Origin of the sequence: Agrococcus jejuensis (assembly GCF_900099705.1) — a bacterium.
In the GTDB taxonomy this organism is placed as follows: domain Bacteria; phylum Actinomycetota; class Actinomycetes; order Actinomycetales; family Microbacteriaceae; genus Agrococcus; species Agrococcus jejuensis.
This window is the reverse complement of record NZ_LT629695.1, coordinates 2844343-2863402: the sequence shown is the minus strand read 5'-3', so window position 1 is coordinate 2863402 and position 19060 is coordinate 2844343. Positions and strand designations below refer to the sequence as shown.

At 71.2% G+C, this 19060-nt stretch carries 20 protein-coding genes; 6 read left to right on the top strand and 14 right to left on the bottom strand.

What is annotated here, in order from left to right:
• Positions 1–45: 45 nt before the first annotated feature.
• From mnhG to BLQ67_RS13530, 6 genes are read right to left on the bottom strand one after another with little or no spacing between them, the layout of a single operon-like run.
• The gene (gene mnhG / locus BLQ67_RS13555) at positions 46–381 is read right to left on the bottom strand and encodes a monovalent cation/H(+) antiporter subunit G (protein ID WP_092505899.1); all 336 of its coding nucleotides are present in this window, start codon (positions 379–381) and stop codon (positions 46–48) included.
• Positions 378–671: a monovalent cation/H+ antiporter complex subunit F gene (locus tag BLQ67_RS13550; protein WP_092505897.1), complete on the bottom strand. Its 294-nt coding sequence runs from the start codon at positions 669–671 to the stop codon at positions 378–380. Before BLQ67_RS13550 ends, mnhG begins: the two co-directional genes overlap by 4 nt.
• Positions 668–1210, bottom strand: coding sequence for a Na+/H+ antiporter subunit E (locus tag BLQ67_RS13545; protein ID WP_092505895.1), 543 nt, complete (start codon positions 1208–1210; stop codon positions 668–670). Before BLQ67_RS13545 ends, BLQ67_RS13550 begins: the two co-directional genes overlap by 4 nt.
• Complete coding sequence (locus BLQ67_RS13540; protein WP_092505893.1) at positions 1210–2706, bottom strand: Na+/H+ antiporter subunit D; 1497 nt, start codon at positions 2704–2706, stop codon at positions 1210–1212. The genes BLQ67_RS13545 and BLQ67_RS13540 overlap by 1 nt, the downstream gene beginning before the upstream one ends.
• Positions 2706–3251 (bottom strand): Na(+)/H(+) antiporter subunit C, encoded by a 546-nt coding sequence (locus BLQ67_RS13535; protein ID WP_092505891.1) that lies wholly within the window; start codon positions 3249–3251, stop codon positions 2706–2708. The genes BLQ67_RS13540 and BLQ67_RS13535 overlap by 1 nt, the downstream gene beginning before the upstream one ends.
• On the bottom strand, positions 3248–6124 hold the full coding sequence (locus tag BLQ67_RS13530; protein WP_092505889.1) for a Na+/H+ antiporter subunit A: 2877 nt from the start codon (positions 6122–6124) through the stop codon (positions 3248–3250). The genes BLQ67_RS13535 and BLQ67_RS13530 overlap by 4 nt, the downstream gene beginning before the upstream one ends.
• A gap of 224 nt (positions 6125–6348) precedes the next feature.
• Here BLQ67_RS13530 and BLQ67_RS13525 point away from each other — a divergent pair, with 224 nt between their 5' ends.
• Entirely contained in the window at positions 6349–6939 is a 591-nt protein-coding gene (locus BLQ67_RS13525; RefSeq protein WP_092505887.1) for a hypothetical protein, read from the top strand.
• Between the two features lie 22 nt (positions 6940–6961).
• Here BLQ67_RS13525 and BLQ67_RS13520 read toward each other — a convergent pair whose 3' ends face one another.
• Together BLQ67_RS13520 and BLQ67_RS13515 are read right to left on the bottom strand one after the other, a co-directional pair.
• On the bottom strand, positions 6962–7441 hold the full coding sequence (locus tag BLQ67_RS13520) for a glutathione peroxidase (RefSeq protein WP_092505885.1): 480 nt from the start codon (positions 7439–7441) through the stop codon (positions 6962–6964).
• Positions 7442–7474: 33 nt separating this feature from the next.
• Positions 7475–9040: an APC family permease gene (locus tag BLQ67_RS13515; RefSeq protein ID WP_092505883.1), complete on the bottom strand. Its 1566-nt coding sequence runs from the start codon at positions 9038–9040 to the stop codon at positions 7475–7477.
• A 93-nt stretch (positions 9041–9133) separates the two neighbouring features.
• On the opposite strand from BLQ67_RS13515, the gene BLQ67_RS13510 reads away from it, so the two are divergent.
• Positions 9134–10237 carry an LOG family protein gene (locus BLQ67_RS13510; RefSeq protein ID WP_092505881.1) on the top strand — a complete coding sequence of 368 codons (1104 nt, stop codon included), beginning with the start codon at positions 9134–9136 and terminating at the stop codon, positions 10235–10237.
• Between the two features lie 3 nt (positions 10238–10240).
• On the opposite strand, the gene BLQ67_RS13505 is transcribed toward BLQ67_RS13510, so the two are convergent.
• Both BLQ67_RS13505 and BLQ67_RS13500 read right to left on the bottom strand, forming a co-directional pair.
• Positions 10241–10966 (bottom strand): hypothetical protein, encoded by a 726-nt coding sequence (locus tag BLQ67_RS13505; RefSeq protein ID WP_092505879.1) that lies wholly within the window; start codon positions 10964–10966, stop codon positions 10241–10243.
• Positions 10967–11008: 42 nt separating this feature from the next.
• Complete coding sequence (locus tag BLQ67_RS13500) at positions 11009–12496, bottom strand: DHA2 family efflux MFS transporter permease subunit (RefSeq protein WP_092505877.1); 1488 nt, start codon at positions 12494–12496, stop codon at positions 11009–11011.
• Positions 12497–12707: 211 nt separating this feature from the next.
• Between BLQ67_RS13500 and BLQ67_RS13495 the strand changes: the two genes are divergently transcribed.
• The 3 genes from BLQ67_RS13495 (at position 12708) to BLQ67_RS13485 (ending at position 16078) form a co-directional block, all read left to right on the top strand.
• The gene (locus BLQ67_RS13495; RefSeq protein WP_092505875.1) at positions 12708–13283 is read left to right on the top strand and encodes a CDP-alcohol phosphatidyltransferase family protein; all 576 of its coding nucleotides are present in this window, start codon (positions 12708–12710) and stop codon (positions 13281–13283) included.
• Between the two features lie 261 nt (positions 13284–13544).
• Complete coding sequence (locus tag BLQ67_RS13490) at positions 13545–14600, top strand: Glu/Leu/Phe/Val dehydrogenase family protein (RefSeq protein ID WP_092505873.1); 1056 nt, start codon at positions 13545–13547, stop codon at positions 14598–14600.
• Between the two features lie 80 nt (positions 14601–14680).
• Positions 14681–16078 (top strand): HNH endonuclease, encoded by a 1398-nt coding sequence (locus tag BLQ67_RS13485; protein WP_092505871.1) that lies wholly within the window; start codon positions 14681–14683, stop codon positions 16076–16078.
• A 4-nt stretch (positions 16079–16082) separates the two neighbouring features.
• On the opposite strand, the gene BLQ67_RS13480 is transcribed toward BLQ67_RS13485, so the two are convergent.
• The gene (locus BLQ67_RS13480; RefSeq protein ID WP_172802336.1) at positions 16083–16661 is read right to left on the bottom strand and encodes a DinB family protein; all 579 of its coding nucleotides are present in this window, start codon (positions 16659–16661) and stop codon (positions 16083–16085) included.
• A gap of 53 nt (positions 16662–16714) precedes the next feature.
• On the bottom strand, positions 16715–17287 hold the full coding sequence (locus tag BLQ67_RS16505) for a hypothetical protein (RefSeq protein ID WP_157674850.1): 573 nt from the start codon (positions 17285–17287) through the stop codon (positions 16715–16717).
• Positions 17288–17391: 104 nt separating this feature from the next.
• Here BLQ67_RS16505 and BLQ67_RS13470 point away from each other — a divergent pair, with 104 nt between their 5' ends.
• Positions 17392–17775: a helix-turn-helix domain-containing protein gene (locus BLQ67_RS13470; protein WP_092506952.1), complete on the top strand. Its 384-nt coding sequence runs from the start codon at positions 17392–17394 to the stop codon at positions 17773–17775.
• A gap of 18 nt (positions 17776–17793) precedes the next feature.
• On the opposite strand, the gene BLQ67_RS13465 is transcribed toward BLQ67_RS13470, so the two are convergent.
• Positions 17794–18402, bottom strand: a complete 609-nt coding sequence (locus tag BLQ67_RS13465) for a ClpP family protease (protein ID WP_092505865.1) — start codon at positions 18400–18402, stop codon at positions 17794–17796.
• Positions 18399–19007, bottom strand: a complete 609-nt coding sequence (locus tag BLQ67_RS13460; protein ID WP_092505863.1) for a ClpP family protease — start codon at positions 19005–19007, stop codon at positions 18399–18401. Before BLQ67_RS13460 ends, BLQ67_RS13465 begins: the two co-directional genes overlap by 4 nt.
• Positions 19008–19060 lie beyond the last annotated feature (53 nt).

The following is a 19060-nucleotide window of genomic DNA, read 5'->3' as shown; positions in this document are numbered from 1 at the left end:
TGTGCTCTGATCGTAGCCGACGGTCGGGCTCGCGCCGACCCGTGCTCAGTCCTGCGTCTCGTCCTCCACGAGCAGGTCCTTGCGGTACTGGCCTGCGAGGTACGCCGACCGCGACATCATCTGGCTCGCGACCGGCGCCGTGAGCAGCTGCAGCAGCGCCACGAGCAGCAGCATCCCCGTCGCGAGCGGGTCGCGCAGCTCGAGGGCGAGGCCGATGGCGATGAGCGCGATGCCGAGCGTCTGCGGCTTCGACGCCGTGTGCATGCGGCCGAGGGCGTCCGGCAGGCGCAGGAGGCCGAAGGCGGCGACGACCGTGAGCACGGCCCCCAGCAGGATGAGCACCGCGCCTGCGACGGTGAGCACGGTGTCGAGCGGGCTCATGCGTCATCCTCCTCGCGGCCGCGCACGGCCGCGGCACGACCGGCGACGAAGCGCGCCATCGCGACGGTGCCCGCGAACGCGACGAGCGACAGCACGAGCATGACGGGCACGGTGTACGAGTGCTGCGACACGGCTGCCTCGATGGCGAGCACGCCGACGACGACGGCGATGAGCACGTCGGTCGCGAGCACGCGGTCGATGGGCGACGGGCCGCGCACGAGACGGATGATGGCCATGACGGCCGCGATGGCGAGCAGCACGCCCGCGACGACGAGCACCCATGTGCTCATGCGGTCACCTCCTCGTAGCGTGCGCGCTCCTCGCGCGACGCGAACGCGCGCACGAGCAGCCGCTCGGCCTCGTGCACCTCGTCGCGAGCCCGCTGGATCGACTCGGGGCTCGACGCGTCGAACACGTGCATCACGAGCTCGTGCCGATCGAGGTCGACGATGACCGAGCCGGGGATGAGCGTGACGACCTCGACGGTCATGGCCTTCACGAACGGGCTGTCGCTGTGCAGCGGCACGCGCACCAGCGCGTGCTGCACCGGTCGACGCACCGCGAGCACGCCGATCGACACGACGACGCTCGCGCGCATGAGGCCCCAGCCCGCCCAGGCGACGAGCCGCAGCAGCGCGAAGGGCCGGAACCGCTCCATCTCGGGCACGTCGGGCAGCGGGAACGCGACCTGCACGACGAGCGCGACGACGAGCCCGAGCGCGGCGGCGGCGATCGAGAGATCGCCCCACAGCACCATCCACACGATCGTGAGGCCGATGGTGGCGGTCCACGAGAGTCGCGCCTTCAGGCGCCTGTGCACGCGTCGCATCAGGGCATCGCCTCCTCGACGGCGGTGACGTACGTCTGGTCGCGGAGGTCGTGGGCCGCATCCGTCGCGAACGTCGAGAGCGGTCCGGCGACGACCGAGATCGCGCACGTGATGGCGACGAGCGCCCCCGCGGTCACGAGCCACGACGCGGGCAGCCTGCGGTGCTCGGGGTGCTCCTCGCGCTCCGGCTCCCAGAACGCGCGGTGCCACACGCGGATGATCGCGAGCAGCGTCAGCAGGCTCGTGGCGATGCCGCCGAAGACGAGCGCGTACGCGAGCGGCGTGCCTTCGGCGATGCCCGCCTGGAAGAGCGCGACCTTGCCGAGGAAGCCGGAGAAGGGCGGCAGGCCGGCGAGGTTGATCGCCGGCACGAAGAACAGCACCGCGAGCACCGGCACGGCCGCCAGCCCGCCGATCTTCGACATCGACGTCGACCCGCCAGCGCGCTCGATGAGCCCCACGACGAGGAACAGCGCGGTCTGGATGAGGATGTGGTGGGCGACGTAGAAGATCGAGCCCGCGAGCCCCGCCTCGCTCGCGAGGCCGATGCCGAGCACCATGTAGCCGATGTGGCTCACGAGCGTGAACGACAGCAGTCGCTTGATCTCGTTCTGCGCGAGGGCACCGAGGATGCCGACGATCATCGTGGCCAGGGCGGCCCACAGCAGCAGGTCGGTGAGCGGACTGTCGGGGAAGAGCAGCGTCTGCAGGCGGATGATCGCGTACACGCCGACCTTCGTCAGCAGACCCGCGAAGACCGCCGTGACCGATGCCGGGGCCGTCGGATACGAGTCGGGCAGCCACGACGACAGCGGGAAGATGGCCGCCTTGATCGCGAACACCGTGAGCAGGAGCAGCTGGATCGTGAGCTGGATGCCCTCGCCGAGCTCGGGCAGCCGCTCGGACATCTGCGCGAAGTTCACCGTGCCGACGGCCGCGTAGACCACGGCGATCGCGATGAGGAACAGCGTCGACGAGACGATGCTCACGACGATGTAGGTGCTGCCGGCCCGCACGCGCTCTCGGGGCGCGCCGAGCGTCAGCAGCACGTACGACGCGAACAGCAGCATCTCGAACCCGACGAAGAGGTTGAAGAGGTCGCCGGAGAGGAAGGCGTTCGCGACGCCGGCCGAGAGCACGAGGTACGTGGGGTGGAAGATCGAGACCGGCGCCTGCGACGTGCCCGCATCCTGGTCCTGCCGCGTCGCGAACACGAGCACCGTGATCGTGACGATGCTCGAGACGAGCACCATGAGCGACGAGAGCCGGTCGGCGACGAGCACGATGCCGAGCCCCTCGGGCCACGCGCCGACCCAGAGCGCCTGCGGTCCCTCGGTCGACTGCCACACGAGCAGCGCGGCGACGACGAGCACGAGCGTCAGCGACGTCGCCGACACGATGCGCTGCACGCGCGGGCTGCGCGGGAAGCACATGGCGATGCCGGCGCCGATGAGCGGCAGCAGCACCGGCAGCGGGATGAGGTTCACGGCATCCATCAGCCTCTCCCCTCCGGCTCGATCGTGTGGTCGCTGTCGCTGTGGTCCGCGCCCTGCTCGGGCAGGTGCTCGTCGGTGGCGTCGTCGGGCAGCGGGTCCTCGGGCACGGCGTCGGGCGCCTGCACGCCTCCGGACTCGGTGTCGTCGTCGACGCCGGGCCGCTCTGCGAACGACGCCGACGTCAGGTCCGCCTCGGCCCGACGACGCACGAGCGCGTCCTCGACGTCGTCGGCGACCTCGTCGTGACCGTCGAGCTGGAACGAACGGTACGAGAGGGCGAGCATGAAGGCGCTCGCCGCGAGCGAGATGACGATGGCCGTGAGCACGAACGCCTGCGGCAGCGGGTCGGCGATCTCGTCGCGACCCTCGCCGATGATGGACGCGCGCCCCGCTGCCCCGCTCGCGACGAGGAACAGCAGGTTGACGCCGTTCGACGCGAGGATGACGCCCGCCATGATGCGCAGGATCGACCGCTCGAGGATGAGGTACACGCCGCTGGCGATGAGGACGCCGCCTGCGACGACGAGGGCGAGGCTCGGGATCACGACGACTCTCCCGTCCGGGCTCGATCGGACGATGCGACGGGCACGGGCGCGACGCCCTGGCGCACCTGCACGTCGATGCCGGCGCCGAGGCTGCGCACGAAGTCGAGCATCGCGCCGACGACGATGAGGTAGACGCCGACGTCGAACACGACGGTCGTCACGAGGTAGGACTCGCCCAGCACGGGCAGGTCGAGGTCGATCCGGTACGACTCGCCGATGCGTCCACCGAGGAGCACGGGCCACAGCATGCTCGCGGCGGCGGTCGCGATGCCGACGCCGAGCAGTCGACCCGCGTCGAACGGCGCGGCGTTCGCGAGCTCGTCGCGGCCCGCTGCGAGGTATCGCAGCGCGATGGCGAGACCGCCGACGAGGCCGCCAGCGAAGCCGCCGCCCGGCAGGTTGTGGCCCACGAGCAGCAGGTAGATCGAGACGACGATCATGACGGGGAACATGAGCCGCGTCATCATCTCGAGCACGGGCGCGGCCTCCGACGCGTCGATGCCGTTGCCGCCGCGCAGGAACGCGCTGGCTCGGCCGCCGCTCGCATCCGGCCGGCCGCGGTCGCCGCGCAGGGTGCCGCGCGGATCGGCGGAGCGCGTGCGGATGAAGATGAGGCTCGCGACGCCGGTCGCCGCGACGAGCAGCACGGCGATCTCGCCGAGCGTGTCCCAGGCGCGGATGTCGACGAGCGTGACGTTGACGATGTTCGAGCCGTAGCCGAAGTCGTACGCGCGCTCGTAGAAGCGATCGGAGATGGGGGTGTCGATGCGCGAGCCCGCCGCCGCGACGGCGATGAGCGAGGCGACGGCCCCCACGCCGACGGCGAGCGCGGCGCGCAGCCAGCGCCCGGACTTCAGCGGACGGTTCGTGAAGTACTTCGGCTGTCGGCGCAGCACGAGCACGAGCAGCACGAGCAGCACGGTCTCGCACAGCACCTGCGTGAGCGCGAGGTCGGGCGCGCCGTGCAGCAGGAAGAGCAGCGCGACGCCGTAACCGACGACCGAGAGCAGCATGAACGTCTTGAGGCGGCCGCGCGTGTTGGCGGCGAAGATCGCCGCAACGACGACGGCGGCGACCACGACGAGCTGCCCCGGGCTGTCGGCGAGCCGCACCGGCTGGATGAACGACCCCGTGGCGAGCACGACGACGCCGGGCAGCGCGACGACGGCGCCGAGGATCGTCGAGACGTGCAGGGGCAGCGAGCCCGTCTGGGTGCGACCCGTCACCTCGACGGCGAGGCGGTCGATGCCGCGGATGAGCCCGCGGAAGCCGAGCTCGAACGGGTCGACGAGCTCGTGCTCGCGGAGGCGACGGCCGAGGCTGAGCCAGACGAGCGTGCCGACGACGAGCGCGGCGAGCGTGAGCAGCAGCGGCACGGTGACGCCGTGCCAGAGCGCGAGGCGCTCGATGTCGTCGGCGCCGAGCGCGGGCTGGAAGGCCGGCTCGAGCACGCGCGTCACGGCCTCGCCCGCGAACCCGAGCGCGAGGCCGGCGGCGGCGAGCGTCGCGGGGAACGCGATCATGGGCCACGCGAGGTCGCCCGACACCGTGGCGTCGTCGCGTCGACGACCGAGGAAGACCGTGACGGTGAGGCGCAGCGTGTAGGCGACGGTCATCGCGGCGCCGACGGCGAGCGCGACGAGCGCGACGTAGCCGACCCACGGGTCGAGACCGTCCATGTGCGATGCGTGCTCCGCGGCGGCGAGGCCGGACTCCTTCGCCACGAACGCGAGGGCCGGAGGCACGCCCGCCATGGCGGCGGCGGCGACGAACGCCGCGACGGCGAGCGCGGGGTGCTCGCGACCGACGCCGCCCAGCCTGCGCAGGTCGCGCGTGCCGTACGTGCGGTCGACGGCTCCGACGACCATGAAGAGCGCCGCCTTGAACATCGCGTGCGCCGCGAGCATCGCGAGGCCCGCGAGCATCGCCTGCGCCGTGCCGATGCCGAGGATCGTGATGAGCAGGCCGAGCTGGCTGACGGTGCCGTGGGCGAGCAGCACCTTCGCATCCGTCTGCTTCAGCGCACGTGCCGCGCCGAGCAGCATGGTCGCGGCACCGAGCACGATGAGCGACGGACGCCACCACGGCAGGTCGGCGAACGCGGGCGTGAGCACGGCGACGAGGAAGACGCCGGCCTTGACCATGGCGGCCGCGTGCAGGAAGGCCGAGACGGGCGTGGGCGCCGCCATGGCGCCCGGCAGCCAGAACTGGAACGGCACGATCGCCGACTTCGCGAGCGCACCCACGACGGCGAGGGCGATGCCGATCGACGCGACGGTCGTCTGGGGCGCGTCGGCGAGCACGGCGGCCAGCGACAGCGACCCGGCCTCGTGGCCGACCATGAGCACGCCGACGAGCAGCGCGAGGCCGCCGATCGTCGTGACGACGAGCGCCGAGTGGGCGGCGATGCGCGTCTTGCGCACGTGGTGGTTGAGGCCGACGAGCAGGTAGCTGAAGACGGTGGTGAGCTCCCAGAACACGACGAGCAGCACGAGGTCGTCGGAGAGGACGAGCCCGAGCATGCTGCCCGCGAATCCGGTGAGCAGGCCGACGGTGCGCGGCGCGAGCGTCTTCGAGCGGAAGTACCAGGCGCAGTACGCGAAGATCAGGGCACCGACGCCCGTGACGACCATCGCGAGCAGCCACGCGGGCGGCGTGAGTCGCAGGTCGAGGGCGATGCCGAGCGTCGGCATCCACTCGAGCCGCTCCTGCAGCACCTCGCCGGCTGCGACGGCGGGCGCCTGGATGGCGAACCACGCGGCACCAGCCGCGCTGAGCGCTGCCGGGACCAGGAACACCCGTCGGCCGAGCCGTGCGCTGAGCGCGCTCGCGAGCAACGCGACGATGGCGTAGGCGGCGACGAGTGCGAGCACGGCGGCCTCTCTCGCGTCTGCACGACGCGGATGGGGTCGGAGTGTCCTCCCAGCATACCGTCAGCGGCATGCGAGCGGACGGACAGCGCGGCGATCGCGGCACGCTCCTGGCGAACGACGCATTCCCGTGCGAGCCGCACCGGGGGACGCGCCTCCTCGCCAACCCCTGTGCGTCGTGCGCTCGACGGTCGTACGCTTCGCTCATCCGCGTGGAAGGAGGCGCCATGTCCCAGCGCCGTGTCCTCGCCGTCGGCCTCGCAGCGGTGCTCACCGCTGCGCTCGCCGGCTGCATCCAGCTGCCCTCGATCGCGCCAGTCGCGTCATCGCCGGCGCCGACCTCGGCCGCGCCGACGTCGAGCGCGCCCGAGACGTCCGCGGCACCGACGCCGACCGAGACCCAGACCGACGAGCCCGATCCCGGCGCGGGTGGCCTCGGCCCGTTCACGGTCGACGACGGTGCAGGCGACACCTGGACCTACACGGTCACGGGCTACGAGCTGCCGACGCAGATCGAGTCGGGATCCGTGCCCGCGGGCATGGAGGCCGTGTCGCTGCTCATCGACGCGACGCACGACGCGGGATCCGCGTCGTTCAACACGTGCTTCGAGGTGCAGGTCGTGACGGCGTCGGGCACCTACAGCTCGGGCGACGAGGCCTCGTCGGGCGTCACCGCCGTCAACGACACGTACTTCCTCAGCGAGTCGTTCACCGAGGGCCGCGCGATCGTCGCGGTGCCTGCGGGCACGACGAGCGGGTCGTTCCTCGTCATCTCGCGCTACGGCGACGACGTGCGGGAGTTCCCCTTCTCGGAGTGACGCGCGCCGCGTCGAGCGCGCGTCAGGCCGCGAGCGCGCGCTCGACGTCGGCCGCCATGTCCTTCGGCTCGACCGTCGGCGCGTAGCGCTTCACGACGGCGCCGTCGCGACCCACGAGGAACTTCGTGAAGTTCCACTTGATCGCGTCGCCGAGGATGCCGCCCTTCTCCTTGCGGAGCCACTGGAACAGCGGGTGCGCATCCTTGCCGTTCACCGCGACCTTCTTCGACAGCGGGAACGTGACGCCGTAGTTGACCTGGCAGAACTCCGCGATGGCCGCGTCGTCGCCCGTCTCCTGCTTGAACTGGTCGGAGGGGAAGCCGAGCACGACGAGGCCCTGCTCGCCGTACTGCTTGTACAGCTGCTCGAGGCCCTCGTACTGGGGCGTGAAGCCGCACGAGGAGGCCGTGTTCACGACGACCACGACCTTGCCCTCGAGCTCGGCGAGCGGCTGCTCGGTGCCGTCGTTCCTGGTCATGCTGAAGTCCGCGATCGTCGTCATGGCGCCAGCCTGCTCCCGCTTCCTCTGCGTCGCCTATGCGCGGTCGCGCGTGCCCGAGCTCGCGAGCTCGATGGGGCCGAGCGCGGCGGTCGCGACCTCCTGCGACACCGCCTCCCCTCCCCTGCGGGCGAAGAACGCACGGCCCTCGGTGAGGTACCAGACGATCATGAGCACGATGCCGATGAGGAAGAGCCCGATCGCGATCGCGAGCGGGGCTCCGACGCCGAGGATGGGCGTGCCCGAGTACGACGCCTCGGGGTCGGCCTGCTCGATCGCGGCCGCGACGAGCAGCACGAGCAGCGTCACGGCGCCGACCGCCGGCCCGAGGCCGACGAGCAGGAAGCCGCGCACGCTCTTCAGCAGCGCGTGGCGCCAGTAGATGACGCACGCGATGCCGGTGAGCGCGTAGTAGAAGGCGACGACGATCGACAGCGCCGTGAGCGAGTCGAACAGGAAGTTCTCGCTCACGATCGACGCGACGACGTACCAGACGATCGCGACGATGCCGATGACCCACGTGCCGAACGCGGGCGTCTCGAACCGCTCGTGCACCTTGCCGAACGCCTTCGGGAACGCGCCGGCGACGGCCATGGACAGCGACGTGCGGGATGCGGGCAGGATCGTCGTCTGCGTCGACGCGAGCCCCGAGATGATGATCGACAGCACGAGGATCCAGCCGAACGGCCCCATGACCTGGCTCGCGACGGCGCCGAAGAGGCCGGCGTCGTCGTCGTACGCCTCGACGGCCGACAGACCCGCGACGCCGATGATCGCGATCGCCGTCGTGAGGTAGGTGACGAGCAGCAGCACCGTCGAGACGACGCCCGCGAGGCCCGGCGCCGTCGCGGAGTCCTTCGACTCCTCCGACAGGTTGACCGCCGACTCCCAGCCCCAGTAGATGAAGACGCCCAGCAGCATGCCGGCGATGAGCGCGCTCGGCTCGACGCCCACGGGGTTGAGCCAGTCGAGCGAGAACGTCGGCGCGTCGGCGGCGACGTTGCCCGTCGCCATCGCCGCGATGCCGAGCCCCGCGAACAGCAGCACGGCGCCGACCTGCGCGAGCACCATGACGCGCTGCACCATCGCCGACAGCTCGGTGCCGATGACGCAGATGAGCGTCATGACCACGATGATCACGACCGCGAGCGCCACGACGATCCAGCGCGTGTCGCGCAGGTCGTGGAGGCCCACGATGTCGAGCAGGTAGTACGCCGAGACGTCGGCCTGCGCGCCGATCACGAGCACGCCGGTCGTGAAGATGGCCCAGCCGCCCATCCATCCGACCCACGGCCCCATGGCGCGGGTCACCCACGAGAAGGTCGTGCCGCAGTCCTGGTCGGCGCGGTTCATGTACGAGAACGCGCCCGCGATGAGGAACATGGGGATGAACGACACGAGCAGCACCGCGGGCGCCTTGACGCCCACGATGACGACGATCGAGCCGAGCACCGCGGCGAGCGAGTACGCGGGCGCCGTGGAGTCGAGGCCGATCGCGAGGCCGTCCCAGAAGCCGATGGCGTTGGCCTTGAGGCCCTTGCCGCCGCGCTCGGGCTCCGTCGCGGGTGCCGCTGCGCTCGTGGGCTCGTCGGATGCCGACATGGCGCCTCCTTCGCTCGTGTGCCGATTCTGCACCCTCGATCGGCGCGAGCACCCTCGGCTCGTGCACGGTCCCCCATCGCTAGGCTCGCGCCCATGCGCGCCGAGCACGGACGGATCGTCGACGTCGACTCCCTCGACCAGCTCGATCGACTGCTCGTGCGCGGCGCCCGGGCGATGAGCGGCTGGCGCCTGCAGGACCTCGACCTGCGCGAGCGCGACGCGCAGCTGCGCCAGCTCGACCCGCGCGGCGCCGTGCTGCTGGGCTGCGACCTCACGCCGGCGCAGGAGTCGTGGCTCGTCGCGGGCGGCGCGCTCGTGTTCCGCGACGTGCCCGAGACGCCGTTCAACGCGTACCGGTCGACGCTCTACTCCCCCGACGAGCTGCTCGACGTCGCGCCCGAGGACTACGAGCGCAGCCTCGACGCGCGCGTGTACGCGTGGTCGCGGCAGCGCTCGCGCGACGTCGCCCACGCGCTCGCAGCCGCCATGCACGACCACGCGATCGACGACGCGCTCGCGGCGTGGGTGCGCCGCCGCCGCATCGTCGGGGTGATGGGCGGGCATCGCGTGCAGCGCGACGAGCCGGCGTACGCCGATGCTGCACGGATGGGGCGCGCGCTCACGCTCGCCGGCCGCACGGTCGCGACGGGCGGCGGACCCGGCGCGATGGAGGCCGCGAACCTCGGCGCGCGATCGGCGGGCGTCTCGGATGCCGTGCTCGCCGAGGCCCTCGCGATCGTCGCGCGGGTGCCGTCGTACGCCGGCGCCATGGCCGATTGGCTGCGCACGGGGCTCGACGCCCGCGCGCTGCTCGCGCCCGCATCCGACACCCTCGGCGTGCCGACGTGGCACTACGGCCACGAGCCGCCCAACGTCTTCCAGACCGTGGCGGCGAAGTACTTCCAGAACTCCGTGCGCGAGGACCTGCTGCTGCGCGTCGCGACGGCGGGACTCGTCGTGCTGCCCGGCGAGGGCGGCACGGTGCAGGAGATCTTCCAGGATGCGTGCGAGGTGTCGTACGCCGACGAGGCCGGGTGGACGCCCATCGTGCTCGTGGGCCGCGACCACTGGACCGAGCGCTACCCCGCGTGGCAGCTGCTCGAGGCCGTCATGCTCGGCCGCCCCGGCGCGCAGGGCATCGCGCTCGTCGACACGGTCGACGAGGCGGTCGACACGCTGCTGCGGCTGGAGCGGTGAGGGTCAGGCCGTCGTCGTGCCGCGCTCGATCGCGCCCGCGATGCGCTGCTCGATGTCGGCGGCGGTGGCGTCGGGCAGCACGATGAGGCCGTCGAGCTCGGCGCGAGCGCGGCGGTAGGCGCTCTGCCGCTCGGCCGACGACGCCGCGTCGTCGACGGCGATGCCCACGAGCATGCGCGCCGTCTGCAGCCGCTTGCGCTCGACGTCGGTGAAGTCGTGCTGCGCCCGTCTGCGCGCCTCGGCGAGCGCGACCTCGAACGCGTCCTCGAACCGCTCGACCGCATCCCGGTACTCGGCGATTTGCGCCGCGTCGAGCTGGTCGGCCTCGTCGGGGCGCAGCGCATCCGCCTTGCGCTTCGCACGGTGGAAGTCGCGCGTGAGCGGCTCGCGCATGTCGGTCATGAGCGGGAAGTCGATGACCTTCGCCGCGTCGAGCTCGTGGTCGAGCCAGCGGCGCGAGACGGCGTCGTGCTGCGCCACCACGCGCTCGAGCTCGCGCGCCGCACCGTCGGACGTCTGCGCGGGCGCGTTCGCGACCCCGACGGCGGGCACGGGCGCCCCCGAGGCGACGCCGTGCCGCAGGCGCAGCCGCTCCATGCGCAGCTCGTGGCGCTCGCGCCGCCCGCGCTCGAGGTAGTGACCGATGCCGCCGATGCCTGCCCAGATGAACCCGCCGAACGGGAACACGAGCCACCAGTAGTTCCCGAGGAAGTCGAAGAAGCCATCCACGCCGCCGACCCTAGCCCCGCAGCCTCCACGGATGCCCCGGCGCTACGCCCGCACGGGCTCCTCGGCGGGATGGTCGAGGTCTGCCACGACGTCGTCGGGGCGACGCACGGTCATGGCGAGCACGATGCCCACGACCCAGAGCGCCGCAGCGCCCAGGAAGGCCATGCGCGCGCCAGCGACGAACGACTCGTCGAACGGCATGCCCGTCGCCTGCAGCGCGGTGGACTGGCTCGCCAGCACCGTGACGAACAGCGCGGTACCGGCGGCGCCCGCGACCTGCTGCAGCGTCGACACCATCGCGGAGCCGTAGCCATAGAGCCGGCGTGGCACGGCGCCGAGCGACACCGTGAACAGCACGGGGAACGTGGCTGCGAACCCGAGGCTCATCGTGATGTGGAGCGCGGGCACCATCCACAGCGGCATGTCGACGGACAGCAGGAGCGCGAAGCCCCCGAGCGCGGCGAGCACGACGACCGAGCCGGGCACGAGCAGGATGCGCGGGCCGCGGCGGTCGTAGATGCGGCCCACGATCGGTCCCAGCAGGCCCATGAGCAGCGCACCCGGCAGGGTCATGAGACCCACGAGCAGCGGGTCGAAGCCCAGCGCGCGCTGCAGCACGAGCGGCAGCGCGATGATCGCGCCGAACATCGCCATCATCGCGATCGCCATGACGAGCAGGGCGCGCGTGAACAGCGGGTACCGGAAGGTGCGCAGGTCGAGCAGCGCCTCGTCGGTGCGCTGCAGCATGCGCTGCCGCAGCACGAAGGCGACGAGCGCCGCGACGCCGACGACGGCCGCGAGTGGCAGCTCCCACGCGGGCGCCTCGCCGTCGCCGATGAGGGCGAGCGCGTAGACCGCGCCACCGAAGCCGAGGGCGGCGAGCGGCACCGACGGCCAGTCGAGACGCGCAGCGCGCACCTCGTTGACGTCGCGGAGGCGCGAGAGGCCGACGACGGCGAAGCCGATGGCGATCGGCAGCACGACGATGAACACGAACCGCCAGTGCAGGTGCTGCAGGATCACGCCCGACAGCGTGGGGCCGAGCGCGGGCGCGCACGCGATGACCATCGACACGTTGCCCATGACGAGGCCGCGCAGGCCGGGCAGCACGAGGTCCATGACGGTCTTCATCATGAGCGGGAACACGATCGCCGTGCCCGCCGCCTGCACGACGCGACCGGCGAGCAGCATCCAGAAGCCGAACGACGACGCGGCGACCATCGTGCCGAGCACGAACAGGCCCATCGCGAGCGCGTACGTCTGCCGCGTCGTGAGCCGCTGCTGCAGCCATCCCGTGATCGGGATGACGACGGCCATCGTGAGCAGGAAGCCCGTCGTGAGCCACTGCGCGAGACGCTCGGTGATGCCGAGGTCGTCGATGATCGCGTCGAGCGCGACGTTCATCGCCGTCTCGTTGAGGATCACGACGAACGCCGACAGCAGCAGCACCGTGATCGTGACCTTGTCGCGCGGATCGAGCCGCGCCTGGGTCGGCTGCGAGCCGGTGACGGGGGCGTCGGTGGATGCCATGGATGCTCCGCGGGGCTGGGCGACGCGCGAGCGTCGAATGCGTGGGGCCGGTCGCCTGGTTCGGTGTGCCGGGGTCGACGCACGAGGGCGCGCGCGACGACGGGTGGGGCAACGCGGCGTCGGCGGCGAGCATTCCCCTGTCGCCGAGATCGGGCGACACGGTCCGCGGCACGTGCCGCAGGCAGGTGCCCCATGCTGCCAGACTGGCGCCATGGAGTCGACGCAGCGCGATGCGGGCTGGGCCACGATCCCGAACCTCGTGACGGTGATGCGGTTCCTGCTCATCGTGCCCGTGGTCGTCGTGCTGCTGCAGGGCGGCGAGGGCGACTGGCTGCCGGTCGTGCTGCTTGGCGTGTGGGCGTCGACCGACTGGATCGACGGGCAGCTCGCCAGGCGTCTGGATCAGGTGTCGGTGATCGGCGCGAAGCTCGACCCGTTCGTCGACCGCCTCGGCACCGCCGTCATCGCGGTGACGCTCGCCGTCATCGGCGCGCTGCCGTGGTGGATGCTCGCCGTGCTCATCGCCTTCGACCTGCTCGCGACGATCCTCGGCGTGAAGGCGGCGGCCGAGGGGCGCCTGCCGGTCACGTGGATCGGCAAGATCCGCACGGCCGTGCTGTTCTTCGGCCTCGTCTTCCTCGTCGCCGCCGTCACGGTGCTGCCGTGGCTGACGATCCCGGCGTACGTGCTGCTCGTCGTGGGCCTCGTGCTGCACGTGATCTCGACCGTCGGCTACAGCATCTCCGCCGTGCGCCAGGGCATCGCCCGTCGCGCCGCCGCGCGCTGACGCGTCACTCCTCGAGCGCGCGGGCGACGCGCTGCAGCCGCTCGGAGGTGCGCGTGGGCGCGACGATCGTGGGCGGCGAGGTCGTGCACGACGCTGGAGCCGTCACGACCCGCTGAGGATGCGCAGGATGCGTCGCGCGGTCAGGGTTGCGGCGCATCCTGCACACTCCGGCGCGCCTCGATTGCGCGCCTGGCATGGCGGGACCACGATGGGTGCACGCCGCGCGATCCGCGGCGACCCGAAGCACCAGGAGCGAACGCCATGAGCGCCATCCCCGAGCTCGCCCACGAGCACGTCGTCACCGCATCCGGATCGAGGTCGGGCCTGGCCATCACGGTCGCCCTCCACTCCTCGGTCCTCGGCCCCGCCCTCGGCGGCTGCCGCATGTGGACCTACCCGACATGGGCGGATGGGCAGGCGGATGCGCTGCGGCTGTCGGCTGCCATGACGCTGAAGAACGCGGCGGCGGGCCTCGATGCGGGCGGCGGCAAGTCGGTGATCGCGCTGCCGATGGGCACGGTGCTGAGCGACGACCTGCGCCGCGCGGCGCTCCTCGACCTCGGCGACCTCGTCGAGACGCTCGACGGCCGCTACCGCACGGCCGAGGACGTTGGCACGACCGAGCACGACATGCTCGTGGTGCGCGAGCGCACCGCCCACGTCGTGGGCCTGCCCGCTGAGGCCGGCGGCGTCGGCGAACCGGCCGTCGGCACGGCGCTCGGCGTCTTCGCCTCCGTCGCGCCGACGCTCGAGGAGGCGTTCGGCGACGCGACGATCGCCGGCCGCTCGTTCGTCGTCTCGGGCCTCGGCCAGGTCGGCGGCCGCCTCGCGCGGATGCTCGCCGACGCCGGCGCCGACCTCATCGTCACCGACGTCGTGCCGACGAAGCGCGCGCTCGCCGACGAGCTCGGCGCTCGCTGGATCGCGCCCGAGGACGCGCTCACGACGCCCGCCGACGTCTTCGTGCCCGCCGGCCTCGGCGGCGTGCTCACGGCATCCGCAATCCGCACGCTGCCCGTGCGGGCCGTCGTCGGCCCGGCGAACAACCCGCTCGACGAGCGCGTCGGCGCGCTCGAGCTCGCCGAGCGCGGCATCGTCTACGCGCCCGACTTCGTCGTCAATGCGGGCGGCGTCATCCACCTCACCCTGCTCGACGCGGGCGCACCTGCTGTCGAGGTCGAGCAGCGGCTGCTCGGCATCGGCGACACGGCGCGGCGCGTCTTCGCCACCGCGCGGGAGCGAGGCATCACGCCGCTCGAGGCGGCCGAGACCATCGCGCGCGAGCGCATCGAGGCTGCGCGCCTCGTGCACGCCTGACGAGCGCCCAGGCAATCAACGATTTTGCGCGCTACCTTCGACCGAGCAACACGGTGTTGCTCGACGAGGGAGCGTAGTCAGTGGCGGAACGACTCGATGGAACGCAAGTCCCGGAAGCTCAAGCGTTCGATGCCTGGGCGCTTGCGGCGCACACTCGCCTGACCGCCATCGCCAGGCAGTACAACCGGACGATCACGTACGCCGAGCTCGCCGACGAGATCCAGCGTGAGACCGGACTGTTCACGCGAAAGCGGCTCCCCAGCTGGATCGGGCGTGTGCTCGAGGACGTCGCGGGTATCGCCGTCGCACACGGGCAGCCTTCGCTCTCCGCGTTGTGCGTTCGCAAGAACGGAACGATCGGTGATGGATACCTTCGCGCCCCTCGCATCCGGACGGCCACGCTGGAAGACGTCGAACAGCAAGCGGCGCTCGATCGCTGGGAGTGCTACAAGATGTTCGCTGATCGACTGCCGATCGACGGTGGCCGACCGACGCTCACCCCCGAGCATGAGTTGAGGACCAGGACTGACGAACGATGGATCGGAGATCTGCTCGATCGCGGCGTCCTCCACGTAGACGACAACGTTCCCTTTCCCACGCACGTCGAAGTCGCGCGCCTCTTCGGGCGGGACTACGCCGGTCACCAGCGGGCAATCATCACCATCGACGCCAACGTCGACCTCTGGTTCCCGAAGATCTACCCGAACGGCGATTGGGACAACGTCCTCACCTCCGATGGCAATGAGATCGAGATGCGCCCCCGGGAGAACGGACGCTTCTCGGATGTGATGCAACAACGCAATCGAGACATTGTCATCGCCTTCGGGCACGTGAAGCCTCGCAGCGGCCGGCGCTACTACAAGTTCCTCGGAGTCTTCCAGCGAGCAGACGACGTCTCGAACGATGCCGTCTGGGTCCACCGCCGGCTTTCCGATTCGATCACCTTCGACGGTCAGGGCGCGTATGCCTTCGAGGTTGCATCGTTGGCCGTTGACGATGACCAACTCGCCGAGCGCTCTGAGTTCGACCCGGTACTCGTCGCCGAGATCCAGGCCCGGGTAGACGGAGGAGACTTCTCGGTCCCAGACCGGTTCGCAACGACGAAAGTTCGCGGGAGCACTCAGGCAGTGTTCGCGCGAATGGTGAAGAGCAACTTCGGTTGGCGTTGCGCGGTGACGGGAATCGGCACGAAGGAGTTTCTCGTCGCCTCGCACATCATTCCCTGGAGCAAGGACGACCAGGTCCGCGCTGACCCATCGAACGGCATTTGCCTGTCGACCTTCGTGGATCGAGCATTCGACACTGGATACCTCACGATCACTCCGGATCTAAGGACGAAGGTTCGTTGGGAGCGCGTCGGCGAAGATGACCCGCTGCGTGAGGAACTCCAGCGGATCGATGACCTTCAGGTCGCCGCCGGCCTCGCCGTGCAGCCCGACCCGAGCAAGCTTCGGCGCCGGGCAGAACTCGGGTACTGAACGGTCAGTCGGCCGGCGCAGCCTCGGCGACCTCGCGCAGGCGCGCGACGTAGCCCGTCCACCAGTCGGCGCCCTCGCCGGGCAGGTTCGGCGCGTCGACGCGGAAGCCCGCGGCGCCGTCGATCTCCTCGCGCAGGATGTCCATGTGGCCCGCATGCCGCGCCATCTCGCACGTGAGGTGCACGAGGATCCGGTGCAGCGTGACGTCCATGCCGTCGTCGCCCCACCACGGCACGCGGCCGACCGCGTCGAGCGGCAGGGCGTCGATCGTCGCGTCGGCGTGCGCGTGGATGCGTCGCCAGCGGTCGACGACGACGTCGATCGTCTCGTCGGGCGTCGCCCACATGTCCTCGTTGGGTCCACCGTCCATCCACGGCATGGGCTCGGGCCACGGCCGGTCGAACACGAGCCCCAGGTACTCCGCCTCGACCGACGCCGTGTGCTTCACGATGCCGAGCAGGTTCGAGCCCGTCGCCGTGCGCGGCATGCGCGCGTCGCGCTCCGAGACGCCTTCGAGCTTCCAGAGCATCGCCTCGCGATGCGTGCGGAGGTAGCGGTGCAGCGTCGCCTTCTCGTCGTCCATGCGTCGAGGATGCCGCATGCCACCGACGCGCGGTCCACAGACGGTCGAGACTCCTAGTAACCCACTAGCAGGCGCCTGAAGTAGGCGAGGACTTTCTGCGCGAACTCGTCGTGGCCGTAGTGGCGTGCGACGCGCACGAGGACCGCCAACCCGGGCTCTTCAGCATCGGCGGCACGTGAGTTCTTTGAAACCATGAGCGGGATCTGACCAGCCCGGTAGAAAATAACCCCCTGCGCTAGGAGCTCGAGCTCTTCATCCGCGTAGTCATCGAACGCAGGAAGGAGAAGCTGCGCTTCGATCAGATCCGGCGACGTGAGCTCTCTGAGAACCGCTCGAGACGCCTCATCTTCCCAACCATCCTCGTAGAGGATGGAGTACGCGGCTTGCACTAGCGCTGCTGCTGCGTGCCCTCGCTCGCGTGACAAGTTGAGGAGCCCAAAGGTTCCAGAATCAAGCGGGAGCGACCATCGCAGCGAATGACTCGCTGCGACTAGCGCCTCGGTGTACGGCCCCGTCCTGTAGTGCTGCGCCGTCGCGGCCTCGTGGTCTCTCTCGAATCGTTCACGTCTCACTGCTTCACGCGTGCGACGCCTATCTCCCGAGAAGTAGTGATCGAAGAACCTCATGGACCAAATCGTGCACCAAACGTCGTCGTGGCGCTGGCGAAGCCGCCTTCTGCTCAGAGCGGATGCACTGGTCGATCGCGCGCCCGCCCTGGTGGGATGAGCGCATGAGCGCGCACCTCACCCACGGCCCGGCGACCGACGAGCGCGAGGCGCTGTGGCGCGAGGTGCTCGGCAGGCGCATGCGAGCGCTGCGCATCCGCCGCGGTGCGACGCTCGCCGACGTCGCCGCCCGCGCCGGCATCGCACCGCAGTACCTCTCGGAGGTCGAGCGGGGCCGCAAGGATGCGTCGAGCGAGATGGTCGCGGCGATCGCGGGCGCGCTCGGCGTCACGCTGCTCGACCTCACGGTGCAGGTCGCCCGCTCGCTCGAGGCGGAGCGGGCCGGCGCCGTCGTGCTCGACCTCGCCGCCCGGCCCGTGCGCGCCCTGCCGCCGATCGCCGCGCCGCGACAGGCCGGCGGCGGCGCCGTGCTGGCGCTCGCCGCCTGACCGCGCCGTACCCGCCTCCTATGGGTCGACGCCGCGCGTCGCCTGCCGCTCGACGACGCGGTCGAGCACGCCGTACGCGACGGCCTGCTCGGCCGTGAGCACGCGGTCGCGATCGGTGTCGTGCCGCAGCGCCGCCGCATCCTGCCCCGTGTGCTCGGCGAGGATCGCCTCGAGGTCGCCGCGCACGCGGCCCAGCTCGTCGGCCTCGAGGATGAGGTCGGGGATCGTGCCGCGCGCGCTCGTCGCCGGCTGGTGCAGCACGATGCGCGCGTGCGGCAGCGCCGCGCGCCGCCCGGGCGTGCCCGCCGCGAGGAGCACTGCCGCGGGGCCGACGGCCTGGCCGACGCACGTCGTCGCGATCGGCGAGCGCACGAACCGCATCGTGTCGTACACGGCGAGCGCCGCCTGCGGGTCGCCGCCCTCGCTGTTCACGTACAGCTGGATCTCGCGCTCGGCGCCGACCGCATCCAGGTGCAGCAGCTGCGCGATGAGCGCGTTCGCGACGCCCGCGTCGATGCCCGTGCCGAGGTAGACGATGCGCTCGGCGAGCAGATGCGAGTAGACGTCGAGCACGCGGTCGCCGCGCGGGCTCTCGGCGATCACGTTCGGGATGGCGTACGTGCTCATCGCGCACCTCCGATGCCCATGGGCGCCCGATCGAGGCGCAGCTCGTCGATCGACGTCACGATGCGGTCGACGAAGCCGTAGTCGAGCGCCTGCTGCGCCGTGTACCAGCGGTCGTGCAGCGAGTCCTCGAAGATGCGCTCGATCGGCTGGCCCGTGTCGTCGGCGATGCACGCGAGCACGGTGTCGCGGATGTGCCGCAGGTCGTCGGCCTGCACGTCGACCTCGGCCGCGGAGCCGCCGATGCCCGACGAGCCCTGATGCATGAGGATGCGCGCGTGCGGCAGCGCCATGCGCTTGCCCGGCGTGCCCGCCGACAGCAGGAACTGCCCGGCCGAGCACGCGAGCCCGAGCGCGACGGTCGCGACGTCGTTCGGCACGAGCCGCATGAGGTCGCGGATCGCGAGCATCGACGGCACCGAGCCGCCGGGCGAGTGGATCCACAGGGCGATGTCGGCGCGGGCATCGTCGAACGCGAGCTGCAGCAGCTGCGCCTGCAGCATGGCGCCGTCGTCGTCGTCGAGCGCGCCGTCGAGCACGAGCACGCGGCGCGAGAGCAGCTGCGCGCGCAGCTGCGGCGAGAATGCGGGGTTGGATGCGTCTGCCATGCGCCCACGCTCGCGCGGGCCGGGCGTGCGCATCCACCCGGCGCTGCTCAGGG